This is a genomic window from Segetibacter koreensis DSM 18137, assembly GCF_000374045.1.
GTDB classification, from domain to species: domain Bacteria; phylum Bacteroidota; class Bacteroidia; order Chitinophagales; family Chitinophagaceae; genus Segetibacter; species Segetibacter koreensis.
In genome coordinates, this window is sequence record NZ_KB893318.1 from 145,084 (window position 1) to 160,841 (window position 15,758).

A 15,758-nucleotide genomic window follows, 5' to 3' on the forward strand; every position below is an offset into this window, starting at 1 on the left:
TAACTATGAAAACACTTAATTCTGCTACCGACAATCAATTAGTGCATCTATTTCAGGAAGGCAACAACAAAGCGCTGGAAGTTTTGATAGAGCGATACAAAGACAAAATTTTCACCTCTATTCATCTTCTTGTCAAGGACAGGTATCTTGCCGAGGATTTATTCCAGGACGTATTTATCAAAATTATTGACACCCTGCGCAGTAAACGCTACAACGAAGAGGGGAAGTTTTTACCATGGGCCATGCGTATAGGACACAATCTCTGCGTAGATCATTTTAGAAAGATAAATCGTACGCCAACGATTACAACCGGTGATGATTGTGATATTTTTGACATGATAAATATTGTGGAAGACAATGCCGATAAAAAAATAACGCAATCACAAAGTCACGAAGGGGTACGGCAGATACTCAACATGCTACCTGAAGACCAAAGAGAAGTAATTGTTTTACGCCATTATGCTGACTTCAGTTTCAAGCAAATTTCGGAAATAACAAATTGCACTCTTAATACCGCGTTGGGTCGTATGAGATATGGTCTTTTAAACATGCGAAAAATAATGACTGAAAAACAAATTGCTTTATAATATGTAAAGCTTTCAGTAGAAATATTTTAAATACTAAAAGCCTTCGTATGTGAAGGCTTTTAGTATTTAAAAGAGTGGCGGGAAATTTCAAAATGCGATCATCAAACGTAAATATCCAACTATAATCTTTTATACCTCAAACATATAAAAGGGCAAAGTATAACCCGCTTTCACAAGTATAGGCTTTGCTACATTAAAAACTTTTACCCCACCAGCAGCTTCACCCTCTAAAGTACCAACATGCGCATGCCCGTGAAATGCAGCAACAACTTGCCTTCTTGTTAATGGCTCTGCCAGTCTTGAGCATCCAAGAAAAGGAAAAATAGGCTCAGGTTCGCCTACTACGGTTGCTTTGATAGGTGAATAATGTAGTACAGCTATTTTTTTTATGTTCGCATACTCCGCATCCAGTCGCGCAAGTGCTCTGTCTAAATGCAATGCTTCATCTACCGCTTCCTGCACAAAAGCCTTCATGGCACCTTCGCCGAACATCGATAGCATGTGATTGTCAAAACCACCGCCAAATCCTTTTACACCGGCAAAACCAATATTGGCAATGACAATGGATTCGCCATTTAAAATGTGCACGTTTTCATTTTGAACAATTTGCCTGATCAGTTTATGCCGGCCTTTTTCGTAATCGTGATTTCCTAAGACACCTACAACAGGAATCGTACATGCCTTTAACTCTTCCGCCAATATTTGAGCTTCCGCTTCGTCTCCTGTATCTGTGAGGTCTCCGCAAATAAGCATTACGTCAGCTTGTTTAGATGCCTCTTTAAAACAATTTACCCATTTCCCTTTGTCACTTTCTTTTACATGAATATCGGCAACTGCTGCTATCCTCGTTTTTTTCGTCTCTTCCATACATTAGGTGGTTTTAATTGTCGAAACTTTATAGTCCCATTCCTTTATATCTGTTGCATATTGTATCTGGTCAATGACTGGCCCGCGACACACTTTTTCAAGTGAAGGTGGTAAATCATACTGTTCGTTTGCCCGGTACATCAATTCTACAAAAAGCCATTTGGGAAGAATATCGCGGTAATCTGAAGGATAAACAAACTGGAACATAATTATTTGCGCCAGCAATAAATGCCAATGCTGGTCCATACGAAAAAGCAGGTGCTTCCAGTCTAGTTTGTGACCGTATTTGAGCATAATATGATTTACGTCTGCTCCGTCAAACCTTTCCCGGTTTTGCACGTATAACTTGCACCAAATCAATTCTTCAGGCGGTATCATTCTTACCGGCCTTCCTACAAATTCACATGCAATTGATCTTTCATACCAGGTTTCGTCAACCCTGCAAATATTATTGACGGTATCGAAAATGATATCAATAAAATAATCTCCTTTAAAAACTTTAGCAAGCCAGCGAACATCGGTTAATTCTGTCCGGTAGCCTTTTTCGCCAAAATACTTTAGTATTTTAGGATACTCTGTTGATTTACAAAAAACATCCAGATCTTTTGTATCACGGTAAATTCCCGTATAATGAAACATAGCAAAAGCACCTCCTAACATATACTTCGCTCCGCTTTCATCCAGCAATTCAAGCGCTTCCCTGTAAAATTCTTGCGCTTCTTTCCTCTGTTCTTCAGTTTCAATCATAAAAATGGATTAGCTATCAAATTTGAGTTAAATGTTAAATTGTTAGGAAGAATAAAAGAACGTGCCAGCGGGTAAGCTAATAAGACATTACACAAATTCCTTTACAGACGGATTTAGAAATGAATTGTTTTTTTTATGCTATTTTCAGGACTAGCCATTTGTTCCCTGGTTAATCTTCGTTTAGTCGCATTTCGTTCATCTTTTTGTACAGAATTCTACTATTCTTGTGTTTTTTGTAGATAGAAACAAATTTGAACCATACTGGCTGTGGCATACTTTTTAAATAATTTGTCTTCTTCAAACCAATATTATGCGAGCCAGGAAAAATAGTTGTAAAAGAGTAAGCCATGTGCATAAAGCACTATTAACGGTCGCCTCAGTAATGGCGGTTTTTGCTGCTGCTGCACAGCAGCAAGGACAGGCAATTGCTGCAAATAGCAATAACCCGGACCACAGCAGTTCTATGGCATCCGCTGTTATATGGATTATTGGTTTGTGTGTATTGGCTATTTTGTTGATTTCCATACTGCGGCCAGGGAAAAAAAAGCGATCGTTTTAATTTGTGCTTCTTTTGAATCTTCACGAACTATATTTTTTTTAAATGGGAAACAAAAGGTTAAAATGCATAGTAGGAATTCATTCTTATTACCTTTGCAGCCTGTTATGAAAGTAAGAACACTTAAAAAAGATAAAGTCAATATTATTACGCTGGGTTGCAGCAAAAATATGGTTGATAGTGAAGTACTTAGCGGCCAGCTGAAGGCCAACGAAGTTGATGTAGTTCATGAAAGTGCAAAACGTGACCATAATATTGTTATTGTAAATACTTGTGGCTTTATTGATAAGGCTAAGGAAGAAAGTATTAATACGATTCTTGACCAGGTTAATCTTAAAAAGAAAGGCAAGCTGGATAAAGTATATGTGACCGGTTGTCTTAGCGAACGCTATAAAAGCAATCTTGAAGAGGAGATACCAGAGGTGGATGCTTTTTTTGGCACAATGGAAATGCCGCTGATTTTGAAAAGGTTTGATATTGATTATAAAGCAGAACTGGTTGGTGAGCGATTATTAAGTACCCCATCGCACTATGCTTATCTTAAAATAAGTGAAGGTTGCAACCGTACATGTTCGTTTTGTGCTATTCCGCTTATGCGCGGAAAACATGTAAGCAGACCTATTGAACAATTGGTTGCTGAGGCTGAGAACCTTGTAAAACGTGGTGTAAAGGAAATTATGCTGATTGCTCAGGAACTTACCTACTACGGTTTAGACCTGTATAAAAAAAGAGAATTGCCGCGCTTGTTACATGCTTTAGCAGACGTGAAAGGCCTGGAGTGGATTCGGTTACATTATGCATACCCGAGCAAATTTCCATTAGAGATTTTGGATGTAATAAGAGAACGTGATAATATCTGTAAATATATTGATATGCCTTTGCAGCATGCAAGTAATAACATGCTGAAAGCAATGCGCAGGCAAATTACAAGAGAGGAAATGACGGAGTTGGTTCATCAAATTCGAGAACGGGTTCCCGGTATTTGTTTGCGCACTACTCTGATAACAGGTTTTCCCGGGGAAACCGAGGCAGATGTTGAAGAATTAAAAGGTTTTTTGCTGGAAACACGTTTTGACCGCGTCGGTATTTTTACGTATAGTCATGAAGAGAATACCAGTGCTTATGATTTAATTGATGACATTCCTGCTGAAGAAAAAGAGCGTCGTGCCCAGGAAATAATGGAAATGCAACAGGAGATTAGTCTTGAAAAAAACCAGGAAAAAGTAGGTAAAACATTTAAAGTCCTGATTGATAAAAAAGAAGCGGGACGGTATCTTGGCCGAACTGAATTTGACAGTGTGGAAGTAGATAACGAAGTTGTTATAAATACAGCAAGGCGTTTATCGATAGGGGAGTTTGTAAATGTAAAAATTACAAAAGCATACGATTATGATTTGGAAGGTGAGGTAGTGTAGGAAGTCAAAAGCAGATAACGATAAAGGATGAAGTTCTTCTGATTAATTTTATCCGTGAAATCCTTTTAATCGTTTCAATTCATGTTATAAATCATACCTTAACTTGCGCACCAATTAATTTTAATGGAGACTAACTGCGAATATATAAGTTACGAAAGCACTGGGTATTTTTCTAAGATGATGATTGATTATGTGAAAGGTGATGAAAAATTAAGGCCTTTTTATAAATATCCTGTATCAATTGAAGGAATTAAGGCTTCCATTGAAGCGAGAAAGCAATTTGAAACTCCACGGAGCGTTCTTGTCGAAGAATTAAGAAAGCAATACGAAAGCCTATCTTTAACCAAGACACAGGAGGAAAATCTGCAACTTCTTTTGCAGGAAAATACATTTACTATCTGCACGGCCCACCAGCCCAATATCTTTGCCGGCCACCTCTACTTCATTTATAAAATATTACATACTGTAAAACTTGCAGAGGTTTTAAAGAATGAAATTGCTGACAGCAATTTTGTTCCGGTTTATTATATGGGTAGTGAAGATGCAGATATTGATGAACTGGGGCATATATTTTTGAATGGAGAGAAACTTGAGTGGCAAACAAAACAAACCGGCGCAGTTGGAAGAATGAAAGTTGATAAGGGCCTTGTGAAGCTTATTGACAGAATAGCAGGAGAGCTGGAAATTGAAAAACACGGTAAGGAACTTGTTGAACTTTTAAGAACAGCCTATAAAGAAGGAGTAACTATACAGCAGGCAACAATGCAGCTGGTAAATGAATTGTTTAAAGATTTTGGATTGCTGGTGGTGATACCTGATAATGCAGCGTTGAAAAAAACTTTCAATTCCATTGTTAAAAAAGAACTGATTGAACAATTTTCACACTCTTTAGTTGAAAAAACAGGTGAGCAATTAAACGAACATTATAAAGTACAGGCAAGCGGACGAGAAATAAATTTATTTTACCTTACAGAAACCCGTAGGGAACGAATAGAAAAAGAAGGCGGAAGATTTAAGGCGGAAGGTTTAGGTTTATCATGGAAAGAAGAGGAAATGCTTAAGGAAGTGGAAGAACATCCGGAGCGATTTAGTGCAAATGTTATTTTGCGGGGCGTTTTCCAGGAAACAATATTACCAAATATTGCCTTTATAGGTGGAGGAGGCGAGGTCGCATATTGGCTTGAACTAAAAAGCGTATTTGAAGCATGTGGCGTACCTTTTCCTATGCTGATTGTAAGAAATTCATTTCTTTTGATCAATCCGTTACAAGAGGAGGCATGTAAAAAACTTGGGTTTGAAATTATTGATTTGTTTAAACCATCAGAACAATTAATCAATGCTTTGGTAAAAAGAGAAACCCATTTGCAGCTTTCGTTAACTAATGAAAAGAAAGAGCTGAATAGCTTCTATAAAAATATTAAGGAAGTAACTGCCAAAATAGATATAACACTTGCTGAACATACTAAAGCATTACATGTTAAGGCATTAGAGAAAATTGATGCTTTAGAAAAGAAAATGCTGAGATCTGAAAAACGAAAATTCGAAGCTCAACAAAGGCAGATAGATAAACTAAGACAACAGTTGTTTCCTGGCAATGGCTTACAGGAACGAACAGATAACTTTTCACCATTCTTTGTTATATACGGTAAAAAATGGTTGACTGACATTTTCGAGGCATCTTTAAGTGTAGAACAACAGTTTGGAATTGTACATCTTAACTCTAACGCTTAAGTGGAGAGCAGAGAATAACTTTTGTTCTATTTTACATCAAAACTGTTGGGCCAGCCTTCGTCTGAAAGCAACTTTATTTTTTCCTGCACAGCTTTTTCCTGCGTTTGCATAAAAGCAGTTATTTTTCCTGATAATTGCTCATCGCTAAGTGCGATCATTTTTGCGGCAAGTATTCCCGCATTTTTTGAAGCGTTTAATGCAACCGTGGCTACAGGAACACCATTTGGCATTTGAAGAATAGATAAAATTGAATCCCACCCATCGATACTATTTGATGATTTTACGGGTACACCAATGACAGGAAGTGGAGTGATGGCTGCAACCATACCGGGAAGATGTGCAGCGCCGCCAGCTCCGGCGATTATGACTTTAAGGCCCCGTTCCTTTGCTGACTTTGCATAATCTACCATTCTAAGAGGAGTGCGGTGGGCTGATACAACAGTTAATTCAAATTCTATTTCAAAATCTCTTAAAATGTCGGCCGCGGGTTTCATCACGGGCAAATCACTGTCGCTGCCCATGATTATTCCAACCAGAGGTTTCATTCGTTGTTCAGCCATATTTTTCTAATTGACAAATTTTTTGAAAAAAGTTCAATAATGATAACTGTGCGCAAGAGTGCGACGCAACGACGGATCAATGAAGTTCTAATGCTGGTAACTCCAAATATCTTCCCTTTATCCGTTTGCGTTTTCGCTCTCCACGGTCAGCAACTTCTTAATCTTCATCGCCTGGTGAATCAGTTCCTGCCTTTCATTGCTTAAAATAGTTACATGTCCCATTTTACGCCCGGGTTTTGTGTCTTGTTTTCCATATAAATGCACAAATACATTATCAATTTTCAGCACGTCCTTCAATCCTTTGTACACCGCCTTTCCGCTAAAATTTTCTGCACCTAAAACATTTACAATAGCCGAGGGAAGAATTGGGTCGGTATTGCCAAGGGGGTAACCGAGAATGACACGCCATAGCATGTCGAACTGGCTACAATAATTACCTTCAATTGTGTGATGACCGCTGTTGTGCACGCGTGGCGCTGTTTCATTTACCCATACTTCATTGTTTTGGTCTACGAACATTTCGACAGCGAAAATGCCCGCGCTTTTTAATTCTTTTACCACTCTTAAGGCAATAGCTTCTGCCTTCCACAAGGTTTGCTCGGGTAAGTCTGCAGGGCTGATCTGGAAATCGAGAAGGTTTAAAACCGGGTCAAAAAGCATTTCGGCCGAGGGATAAATGGTCGTTTCCCCTTTTTCGTTCATTGCAACCATCAATGCGATTTCTTTCTTAATATCTACCATCTTTTCAAGTACGGAAGGAGCATCAAATCCTTTTGAAAAGTCTTCTGACTTACGAAGCAATTGTACGCCACGACCATCGTAACCACCCATACCAATTTTATGAACAGCGGGTAAAAAAGAAAGATGCTCATTAAGTTGACTTACATTTTGCGTTACTATATATTCCGGAGAGGGTATTTTATATGCGCTATAAAACTGCTTTTGTAAAATTTTATTCTTAATTATTTTAATAGCCGCGCTGTTTGGAAACACTTTTACTCCTTCGCTTTCTAATTTTTCGAGGGCCTCTACATTGACGGCCTCAATTTCTATAGTAAGGGCATCAAGGTTTTTTCCAAAATGATATACCGAATCAAAATCGCGAATGTTTCCCTGTACAAAATGATGACACAGATGAGCCGAAGGACAATTTGCATCGTTTTCCATCACAAATGTTTCAACAGGGTAATTTGCAGCAGACTGCAATAACATCCTTCCAAGCTGGCCACCTCCAAGAATCCCTACTTTCATTGTTATCAAAATATGTCGGCGAAGTTACCATTCCGCTCCTTGCGTTAAAAAATATTTTACATTCTATTTGCTAATATTTCATATTGTTCTAACGTTTATACCGGGGAATGTTTAAAATCGACATTTTATTATCTGTTGTGTTAATATCTTTTTGATTTCAAACTAATTATCCTCCGGACTAAAGTTGTTTGGTTGATAGTATTTTACTTTTCATAATTTAACTTTACTTTTCTTTCATCTTAAGGTCATAACTAATACTTTTGAAGTAATGAAACCCTTATATTTCATATTGTTTTTTCTTTTTGCGCTTCAGTCTGCATTTGCACAACCATCTTTTATCGACTACCAAAGAACTTATCCGACGGTTGCTACTGCGTTAAAATCGAAGGAAGATTCCCTTAAAAGCCAGTTTGCAAGAGCAGGTCTTCAATGGCCGGCAAAACAGATATATATCCGCTCTTTCAAGTATGACAGCCAAATGGAAGTTTGGGTTAGAAGCAGCAGCGATGCTCAGTTTAAGCTTTTTAAAACTTACCGCGTATGCGCTATGGCAGGTGCTATTGGTCCTAAGCGTCTTGAAGGAGATTACCAGGTTCCAGAAGGATTTTACTACATAAATGAATTTAATCCAAAAAGCAGTTACCATTTGTCTTTAGGTATAAACTATCCAAATGCCTCAGACAGAGTTTTGAGTGATTCTATTAAACCTGGTGGTGAAATTTATATTCATGGCAACTGCGTTACTATTGGCTGCATTCCTCTTCAAAATGACCAGATAGAAGAATTGTATATACTAGCAGCAATGGCGAAATCGCAAGGACAAGATTTTATTCCGGTTCACATTTTTCCTATTCGTTTCAACAATCGAAAGAGTTTTGAATACCTTGCAAAAACCACGAAAGATAACCAGGACCTTCAGCGATTTGCAATAAAAATAAAGGAGGTGTACGATTACTTTGAAGAAAAGAAAAAGCTTCCCTTAATTTTTATTAATAAGAAGGGTGATTATGTTGTTAGCAATATGTAAGAGGTTCGCCACGGCTAAACCCTACTTCCCTAATATTTGAATTTATTTTTTACACCGCTTGGATAGAAGGAATTCTTTTAGACAACCAACTTTCTTTCACAGGTATCATCCATTTGCTTAGCAACTCGTCTTTGGTCTGAACGAGGTTATTAAAATAAATGGTGTCGCCGCCTATAAAGTTATTTTCAACAGCATACTTTAACTGCGAAAGTGGAAGCATTTGAATTTTCTCCTTTACAACAAACGCAAGATTTTGGCGATTAAACATATCGACCTTAAATCTTTCTTCAATCGCTTTAATTAGCCTGACGCTGCTGTCAGTACTACAGCCACTTACACCTGCCTGCGTTTCATCGGCTATTAAAACAATAAATTGTCCGAATAAAAGATTTGCATATCCTTTTACTTCTGCACCGTGCGATCGCCAGTTGTCTGTAAACTCCTGTAACATTTCTTCTATTTCAAGAGCTTCACTTATAAAAAATAAACGGCTAGACTGGTAAATCCACACTCTTGATGTTGGATGAAAATCTTCTGGAATGAGATGTTTATAATCAAAGTTCATAAAAGCTTTTTTATTTAAATACGGCTTGTTGCTGTTACAGCATTAAAACCTGGTTGCAAATTTACCTTTATATAAATTATTTAATGAAATGAAGTAAACACAAAACTGTTAAGAATTGTCTTGCAAACTTGCTGCTACAATTTCTGCAACATCCATTACAGCCACCTCATTTTCCTTTTCTTTGTTTTTTACTCCATCAGTCAGCATAGTATTGCAAAAAGGGCAGGCTGCTGCCACAATTTGGGCACCTGTTTCTATGGCTTCTGTACTTCTTTCAACGCTTACATACCGGTTGCCTTTTTCCTCTTCTTTAAACATTTGTGCACCACCTGCGCCACAACACAATCCGTTACTACGACAACGTTTCATCTCTACCAGCTCAGCATCAAGTAACTCAAGCACTTTCCTTGGCGCTTCATATATTCCGTTGGACCTGCCGAGGTAACAGCTATCGTGATAAGTTATTTTTTTGCCTTTAAAACTTCCGCCTTCCTTTAGTTTTATTCTCCCTTCATCTATAAGTTGCTGCAACAGCTGCGTATGGTGAATTACTTCATATTTGCCACCCAATTCCGGATATTCATTTTTTAAAGTATTAAAACAATGAGGGCATGCTGTTACTATTTTTTTTACTTCATATGCGTTCAGAATTTGAATATTGTTGTATGCAGACATCTGAAACAGAAATTCGTTACCTGCTCTTCTTGCCGGGTCCCCTGTGCATGCTTCCTCTTTTCCAAGTATCGCAAATTTTACTTTAGCAGCATGTAAAATAGTGGCAAATGCTTTGGTGATTTTTTGTGCTCTCTGGTCAAAGCTTCCTGCGCATCCCACCCAAAATAATATTTCGGGTGTTTCTCCGTTTGCAATCATCTCAGCCATTGTAGGCACATTCATCTTTATAGAGTTTAGTCAAAAATACTGCAAAAAAACAGTTACTCTTTATTGATACACCATAATAAGTGTTGCATCAAAACTTTCAGTAAAAACCGAAACGTATTTTTGCCACTCTAAAAAGTTAGGTTTGAAAAAAAGCTGGAAAAGAATAAGTGATTGGGAACGATGGCCGTTTTACCTGATTTATGCGCCTCTTGGTTTTGTATGGCTTTACTATGCCTGGAAGGCGAAAGCAGTTTGGTTTTTTTCTAATGTTAATCCCACTATTGAATTTTCAGGATTTGAAGGCGAACCCAAAAAAGAGATGTATGAACAATTGCCAGTCCATCTTTACCCGGAAACCCTTCATATAAAAGCCGGAACGGATTTTAAGGATGTAATGAAGGTGTTAATGAATAGCAACATAAAATACCCTTTTATTGTAAAACCGGAGATCGGAATGCAGGGTATTCTCTTTAGAAAAATAGAATTGGAAAAGGAATTATCAGATTATCATTATCTCATTCCCGTTGATTATATTATACAGGAATATGTAGACCTGCCGTTGGAGTTTAGTGTATTTCACATTCGATACCCATCGCAAACGAAGGGAAAAGTAACAGGTTTTATTTTAAAGGAATACATGTATGCAGAAGGTGACGGAATGTCGACGTTACTTCAGTTGATAAAACAACATCCTAAAGCGAAGTATTACAAGGACGAAATGCACCATAAGCATAAACAACACCTGCACAAAATTTTACAAAAAGGTGAAAAATATGTGTTAAGTATTGCGGGAAATCATAACAGGGGAGCGAGGTTTATCAACTTGCATAAAGAGATAGATCAGCAATTGTGCAATGTTTTTGACAATATCAGCCTACAGGCAAAAGAGTTTTATTTTGGGCGCTACGATCTAAAGTGTACCTCGATAGAAGATTTAAAAAAAGGTAAAAATATCTTTATTCTCGAGTTTAACGGGGCAGGGGCGGAGCCCAACCATATTTACGATTGTGGAATGAGCTATATTAAGGCACTAAAGGAAGTTGCCAATCATTGGAAAGATTGGTATGAAATCGGTAAAATAAATAAGCAAAGAGGTATACATCACTGGAGTTTTATAAAAGGGTATCGGTACTTAAGAAATGCTGCAAGATTTTTTAAAAATCTTCGTCAGTACGATATTCAATATTAGTAATAGCTTTCTTCTTCGTTAGGATCATAAAGTTTGGATGAAAAAATAAATATGCGGCAGCTTACCAGGATTTTTTTTACAGGTATGATTATAAGCTTTCTTGGCTCTTTGCCTTTAGGCTCACTTAACGTAGCTGCCATGCAAATATCAATAACAGATGGGTACACGCAGGCATTGTGGTTTGGGACGGGAATATTGCTGATAGAAATTATTTATGTAAGAGTTTCTTTAGTGGCAATGGATAAAATAAGAAAGCATGAAAAAATTTTAAAAGCATTGGAATGGGTCACATTACTTATTGTGAGCGCATTGGCAATTTCGTCATTTGTTGCTGCCGCTAAAAATAATGTTCATACCAAAAACATATTATTGTCTAACTCTATGCCTCGTTTTGTTTTAGGTTTATTTATGAGTGCCGTCAACCCGGTTCAGATTCCCTTCTGGTTTGGTTGGAGTACAGTATTATTTACAAAAAAAATATTGTTGCCAAGAAATGATCATTATAATATTTATATTACAGGTATTGGCCTTGGCACTTTTCTCGCTACCTGCGTTTTCATTTTTGGTGGCAAGTTGGTTGTTGAGAAATTAAATACCAATCAGCATACATTACATCTTATTATAGGAGGCATTTTTACAGCAACTGCCATTATTCAGATCTGGAAAATGTTGAAAAGGAAAGATGCGGTTGAAAAAATACACAATATTAAAGAAGAGGATTTGCACCCCGAACGAAAAGCAGAATAATGTTGTGACAATTATGGTTTTTGAAAATAACCACAATTTCTTACAAATTCATTTTACAAAACATTAGGAAAAGTTTTATTTATTTCGCTTAAATAAATAAAGACAAATGTGCGTTTAATATAAAATGCATCACTTTATTTAAAACCCACCTTAATGCTTCAATGAGAAAAATATTTATCGCCATTACGATGGCAGGTCTCCTTTTCGCGTGCCAGAAAAAGGAAAAAACTTTGATGACGGCCAGTAAAGAAAAAAAAGACACGGCAGTTGCAAAATCACCTATACACCGAATGCCAAAACCTGTAGCAGATGCCGCAACTATAATGGCACGCAAAGAAGTTCCGATATTGTGTTATCACCAGATTAGAGATTGGACGGCAGCGGACTCGAAAAGTTCAAAAGAAATTATTGTGCCCGTTGAATTATTTAAAGCACAGCTAAAAATACTGGCGGATAGCGGTTACCATACTATTTTGCCAGACCAATTGTATGATTATCTTACCACAGGTGCACCTCTGCCTCCAAAACCTTTTATGCTAACTTATGATGATACAGATGATGATCAGTATAACATTGCGTGGCCTGAAATGAAAAAGTATGGCTTTAAAGGTGTCTATTTTATAATGACGGTGTCTCTAAATCGTCCCAAATACATGACACGTGAGCAGGTAAAACAATTATCTGATGAAGGTAATATGATTGCTTCTCACACCTGGGACCATCATATGTTTACTCAATATAAAACACCTCTCGATTGGGAAACACAGGTAGAGAAGCCGAAGAAAAAGATAGAAGAAATAACAGGAAAACCGGCTGATTATTTTGCTTATCCCTACGGAATTTGGAATAAGGAAGGAATTCCGGAATTGAAAAAAAGAGGTATAAAAGCTGCGTTTCAATTAAGTACTAAACGTGATCCCGATGAGCCTTTGTATACAATAAGGAGAATGATTGCCAGTGGCAACTGGACTGCACCAGGCATGTATAAAAGCATGATTCAAACTTTTCATCTAAACCAATAAAAGCAAAAAAAAATTAAGAAACGATGCTTGTAACATTCATAAGTATTACAAGCATCGTTTAAAAAGTAAGTAAAAAAATTTACCATTCTGCTCTTGCAGTAGGGGAGATGGTTATGTCTGCAAATTCCTGGTTTAAGTACTTATAGTACGCGGTAATAGCTATCATTGCAGCATTGTCTGTACAATATTCAAATTTTGGAATAAAAGTACTCCATCCTTCTCTGTTGCCGAGCTCTTCAAGTCCATTTCTTAATCCACTATTCGCGCTAACACCGCCTGCAATACAAATGTTTTGAATGCCCGTTTCTTTTGATGCCTTTTTTAATTTGTTTAATAAAATTGAAACAATTCTTTGCTGAACAGAGGCACAGATATCACTTAGATTTTCTTCTACAAAAGAACTGTTCTTATTTTTTTCCGCCTGTAAAAAATATAAAACAGAGGTTTTTAAACCACTGAAACTGAAATTAAGCCCTGCTATATTAGGTTCAGGAAAAGAAAAACGGTTAGGATCTCCTTCTTTAGCATATTTGTCAATTAAAGGCCCTCCGGGATAAGGCAAGCCCAGCAGTTTCGCGGTTTTGTCGAAAGCTTCTCCTGCTGCATCATCAATAGTTTCGCCAATTACTTCTAGATTATAAGGACTTTTACATACTACAATTTGAGTATGTCCTCCACTAACAGTTAAGCATAAAAAGGGAAAAGAGGGTCGGGGTTCATCTATCATATTAGCAAGCACATGAGCCTGCATATGATGTACACTTATCAAAGGTTTTTGCAGAGACATTGCAAGAGATTTTGCAAATTGAGCGCCAACTAGCAGGCTGCCAATTAAGCCAGGAGCTTGTGTAAAAGCGATGGCATCAAGTTTATGCAAATCAATGCCTGCTTTTTTTATAGCCAAATCAACTACCGGCACAATGTTTTGAATGTGGGCCCTACTTGCCAACTCAGGTACAACACCTCCGTATTGCTCATGTATTTTTTGTGAAGCTATAAGATTAGATAATATTTTACCATTACGGCAAACTGCAGCACCGGTATCATCACACGAGGATTCTATGGCTAATATTAAAACATCTTTGCTGAAAGCGGGTATCGAAACATCACTCATTTGGCAAATGTAAGCTGACGTAAATGTTTGAAGATTCTATTTAGCTTAATATTGATAAAAAAGTACAAGAGTGCGACGCAACGGAAGTACTATAGAACCGACAAAGCCTGGTTCGTAAGATTCAAAAAAACTAACTGAAAGGAAGTTAATAATTATTGCTTGTAACCTTATTGTTTTATTTCGTCCTAATAGCAACCACCGGATTCATCTTTGACGCAATGGAGGCAGGGATAATGCCAGCAAGAATACCTACAATAAGGCAGATAGAAATTGCAAGCGTAAGTGTGTGCATAGAAATATTTATAGGAAACGGCATAACAGCACTTAAAACTTTGGTAAGCGCAAAAACAAGTATTAGGCCTATTAATCCACCGACGAGGCAAAGGAAGGCGCTCTCAAGCAAAAATTCAGTAAGTATTGTTGAGCTCTTTGCACCAATTGCTTTTTTCAAACCAATCTGGCTGGTTCGTTCTCTTACTGTTACAAACATAATGTTTGCAACCCCGAAAGCGCCAACTATAAGAGACAAACCGGCTATGGCCCAACCACCCAGATTAACAGAACCAAAAATAGTACTGGTCTGTTTGCTGAACATATTAATATCATTTAATGCAAAATCGTCTTCCTGTATAGGCTTTAGCCTATGAAGAGAACGCATAATACCTCTTAATTCATCGAGCAACCCGACTGAAGAAATATTTTCTTTTCCCTTTACCATTATATTTGGACTGCTTTGTTCGACGGTAAATATACCTGACATTACACTGTATGGAAGTACTACTGCTTCATCAAATTGCCATGCATTCACAAAACTTTGTCCCTGTTTTTTTATAACACCTTCCACTCTGAAGTTTTTTCCTTGCAGTTTCACCTGCTGACCAATTGCTCTCTCAGGGTTTCCGAAAAGATTTTCCGCATTAGTATAGCCTAACAGAACAATGGGGGCGGCTTGTTTAAACTCCGATGCAGTTATATACCTGCCATATTGAATGCTTACAGTTACAACACTATTAAAATCTTCTGTGACACCGTAGCAACTTATACCATTGAGTATATTATCATTATACTCCAGGTTGCTTTGTCCCCTAATAGTGTAGCAAACTGCAGAAGCAAGGGAAGAACGAGATTTAATTGCCTGCATTTCCCTGTATTTCGGGTAGGGTCTTTTTACAAATTTCCACCACGGATAGTCAGGGCCTCCGCCATAATCCCATTTGTCTATATAAACAGTATTGCTGCCAAGACTTTTTATATCATTTTGTACTTTGGCTTCGAGGCTTTCGACAGTTGCCAAAACTCCGATAATGCAGAAAATGCCGATGGTTATGCCAAAGAGTGATAAAAATGTGCGCAATTTATTGTTTTGCAATTCCTGCAAAGCCATTTTAAAGCTGTTCCAAACAATATAAAGCACTGTAAGCATTCTTCAAATTTAACTATTAAAAGCAAAAGAAATATATATTGTACGAAAGCCAGCTTGAAAACAAAAAGCCACCCT

At 37.4% G+C, this 15,758-nt stretch carries 16 protein-coding genes; 8 read left to right on the forward strand and 8 right to left on the reverse strand.

Annotation, left to right across the window (positions count from 1 at the left end; all coding sequences use genetic code 11):
- The first annotated feature begins 5 nt into the window (after positions 1 to 5).
- The gene (locus tag B154_RS0106730; RefSeq protein WP_018612788.1) at positions 6 to 587 is read left to right on the forward strand and encodes an RNA polymerase sigma factor; all 582 of its coding nucleotides are present in this window, start codon (positions 6 to 8) and stop codon (positions 585 to 587) included.
- 129 nt (positions 588 to 716) lie between these two features.
- Here B154_RS0106730 and B154_RS0106735 read toward each other — a convergent pair whose 3' ends face one another.
- Positions 717 to 1,454, reverse strand: coding sequence for a metallophosphoesterase family protein (locus B154_RS0106735; RefSeq protein WP_018612790.1), 738 nt, complete (start codon positions 1,452 to 1,454; stop codon positions 717 to 719).
- A gap of 3 nt (positions 1,455 to 1,457) precedes the next feature.
- Entirely contained in the window at positions 1,458 to 2,201 is a 744-nt protein-coding gene (locus B154_RS0106740) for a nucleotidyltransferase (RefSeq protein WP_018612792.1), read from the reverse strand.
- 310 nt (positions 2,202 to 2,511) lie between these two features.
- Here B154_RS0106740 and B154_RS0106745 point away from each other — a divergent pair, with 310 nt between their 5' ends.
- From B154_RS0106745 to bshC, 3 genes are all read left to right on the forward strand, one after another.
- Positions 2,512 to 2,760: a hypothetical protein gene (locus B154_RS0106745; protein ID WP_018612794.1), complete on the forward strand. Its 249-nt coding sequence runs from the start codon at positions 2,512 to 2,514 to the stop codon at positions 2,758 to 2,760.
- 62 nt (positions 2,761 to 2,822) lie between these two features.
- Positions 2,823 to 4,172, forward strand: a complete 1,350-nt coding sequence (rimO, locus tag B154_RS0106750; protein ID WP_018612796.1) for a 30S ribosomal protein S12 methylthiotransferase RimO — start codon at positions 2,823 to 2,825, stop codon at positions 4,170 to 4,172.
- Positions 4,173 to 4,295: 123 nt separating this feature from the next.
- Entirely contained in the window at positions 4,296 to 5,903 is a 1,608-nt protein-coding gene (bshC, locus tag B154_RS0106755; RefSeq protein WP_018612798.1) for a bacillithiol biosynthesis cysteine-adding enzyme BshC, read from the forward strand.
- A 26-nt stretch (positions 5,904 to 5,929) separates the two neighbouring features.
- On the opposite strand, the gene purE is transcribed toward bshC, so the two are convergent.
- Both purE and B154_RS0106765 read right to left on the reverse strand, forming a co-directional pair.
- A complete protein-coding gene (purE, locus tag B154_RS0106760; RefSeq protein WP_018612800.1) occupies positions 5,930 to 6,463 on the reverse strand; it encodes a 5-(carboxyamino)imidazole ribonucleotide mutase in 534 nt (177 codons plus the stop codon).
- 117 nt (positions 6,464 to 6,580) lie between these two features.
- Positions 6,581 to 7,714 carry a 5-(carboxyamino)imidazole ribonucleotide synthase gene (locus tag B154_RS0106765; RefSeq protein WP_018612802.1) on the reverse strand — a complete coding sequence of 378 codons (1,134 nt, stop codon included), beginning with the start codon at positions 7,712 to 7,714 and terminating at the stop codon, positions 6,581 to 6,583.
- Between the two features lie 268 nt (positions 7,715 to 7,982).
- On the opposite strand from B154_RS0106765, the gene B154_RS0106770 reads away from it, so the two are divergent.
- Positions 7,983 to 8,741, forward strand: a complete 759-nt coding sequence (locus tag B154_RS0106770) for a L,D-transpeptidase family protein (RefSeq protein WP_026260022.1) — start codon at positions 7,983 to 7,985, stop codon at positions 8,739 to 8,741.
- A gap of 49 nt (positions 8,742 to 8,790) precedes the next feature.
- Here the strand turns inward: B154_RS0106770 and B154_RS0106775 are convergent, their stop codons facing one another.
- Positions 8,791 to 9,306, reverse strand: a complete 516-nt coding sequence (locus tag B154_RS0106775) for a hypothetical protein (protein WP_018612806.1) — start codon at positions 9,304 to 9,306, stop codon at positions 8,791 to 8,793.
- A gap of 108 nt (positions 9,307 to 9,414) precedes the next feature.
- Positions 9,415 to 10,203, reverse strand: a complete 789-nt coding sequence (locus tag B154_RS0106780; protein WP_018612809.1) for a (Fe-S)-binding protein — start codon at positions 10,201 to 10,203, stop codon at positions 9,415 to 9,417.
- Positions 10,204 to 10,330: 127 nt separating this feature from the next.
- Here B154_RS0106780 and B154_RS0106785 point away from each other — a divergent pair, with 127 nt between their 5' ends.
- The 3 genes from B154_RS0106785 (at position 10,331) to B154_RS0106795 (ending at position 13,146) form a co-directional block, all read left to right on the forward strand.
- Positions 10,331 to 11,377 (forward strand): ATP-grasp domain-containing protein, encoded by a 1,047-nt coding sequence (locus B154_RS0106785; protein WP_018612812.1) that lies wholly within the window; start codon positions 10,331 to 10,333, stop codon positions 11,375 to 11,377.
- Positions 11,378 to 11,428: 51 nt separating this feature from the next.
- Positions 11,429 to 12,124 carry a LysE family translocator gene (locus tag B154_RS0106790; protein ID WP_018612813.1) on the forward strand — a complete coding sequence of 232 codons (696 nt, stop codon included), beginning with the start codon at positions 11,429 to 11,431 and terminating at the stop codon, positions 12,122 to 12,124.
- 161 nt (positions 12,125 to 12,285) lie between these two features.
- Positions 12,286 to 13,146, forward strand: coding sequence for a polysaccharide deacetylase family protein (locus tag B154_RS0106795; protein ID WP_157580530.1), 861 nt, complete (start codon positions 12,286 to 12,288; stop codon positions 13,144 to 13,146).
- Between the two features lie 79 nt (positions 13,147 to 13,225).
- Here the strand turns inward: B154_RS0106795 and tsaD are convergent, their stop codons facing one another.
- Entirely contained in the window at positions 13,226 to 14,260 is a 1,035-nt protein-coding gene (gene tsaD, locus B154_RS0106800) for a tRNA (adenosine(37)-N6)-threonylcarbamoyltransferase complex transferase subunit TsaD (RefSeq protein ID WP_018612817.1), read from the reverse strand.
- 175 nt (positions 14,261 to 14,435) lie between these two features.
- Positions 14,436 to 15,683 (reverse strand): ABC transporter permease, encoded by a 1,248-nt coding sequence (locus B154_RS0106805; protein WP_018612819.1) that lies wholly within the window; start codon positions 15,681 to 15,683, stop codon positions 14,436 to 14,438.
- Between the last annotated feature and the right edge of the window lie 75 nt (positions 15,684 to 15,758).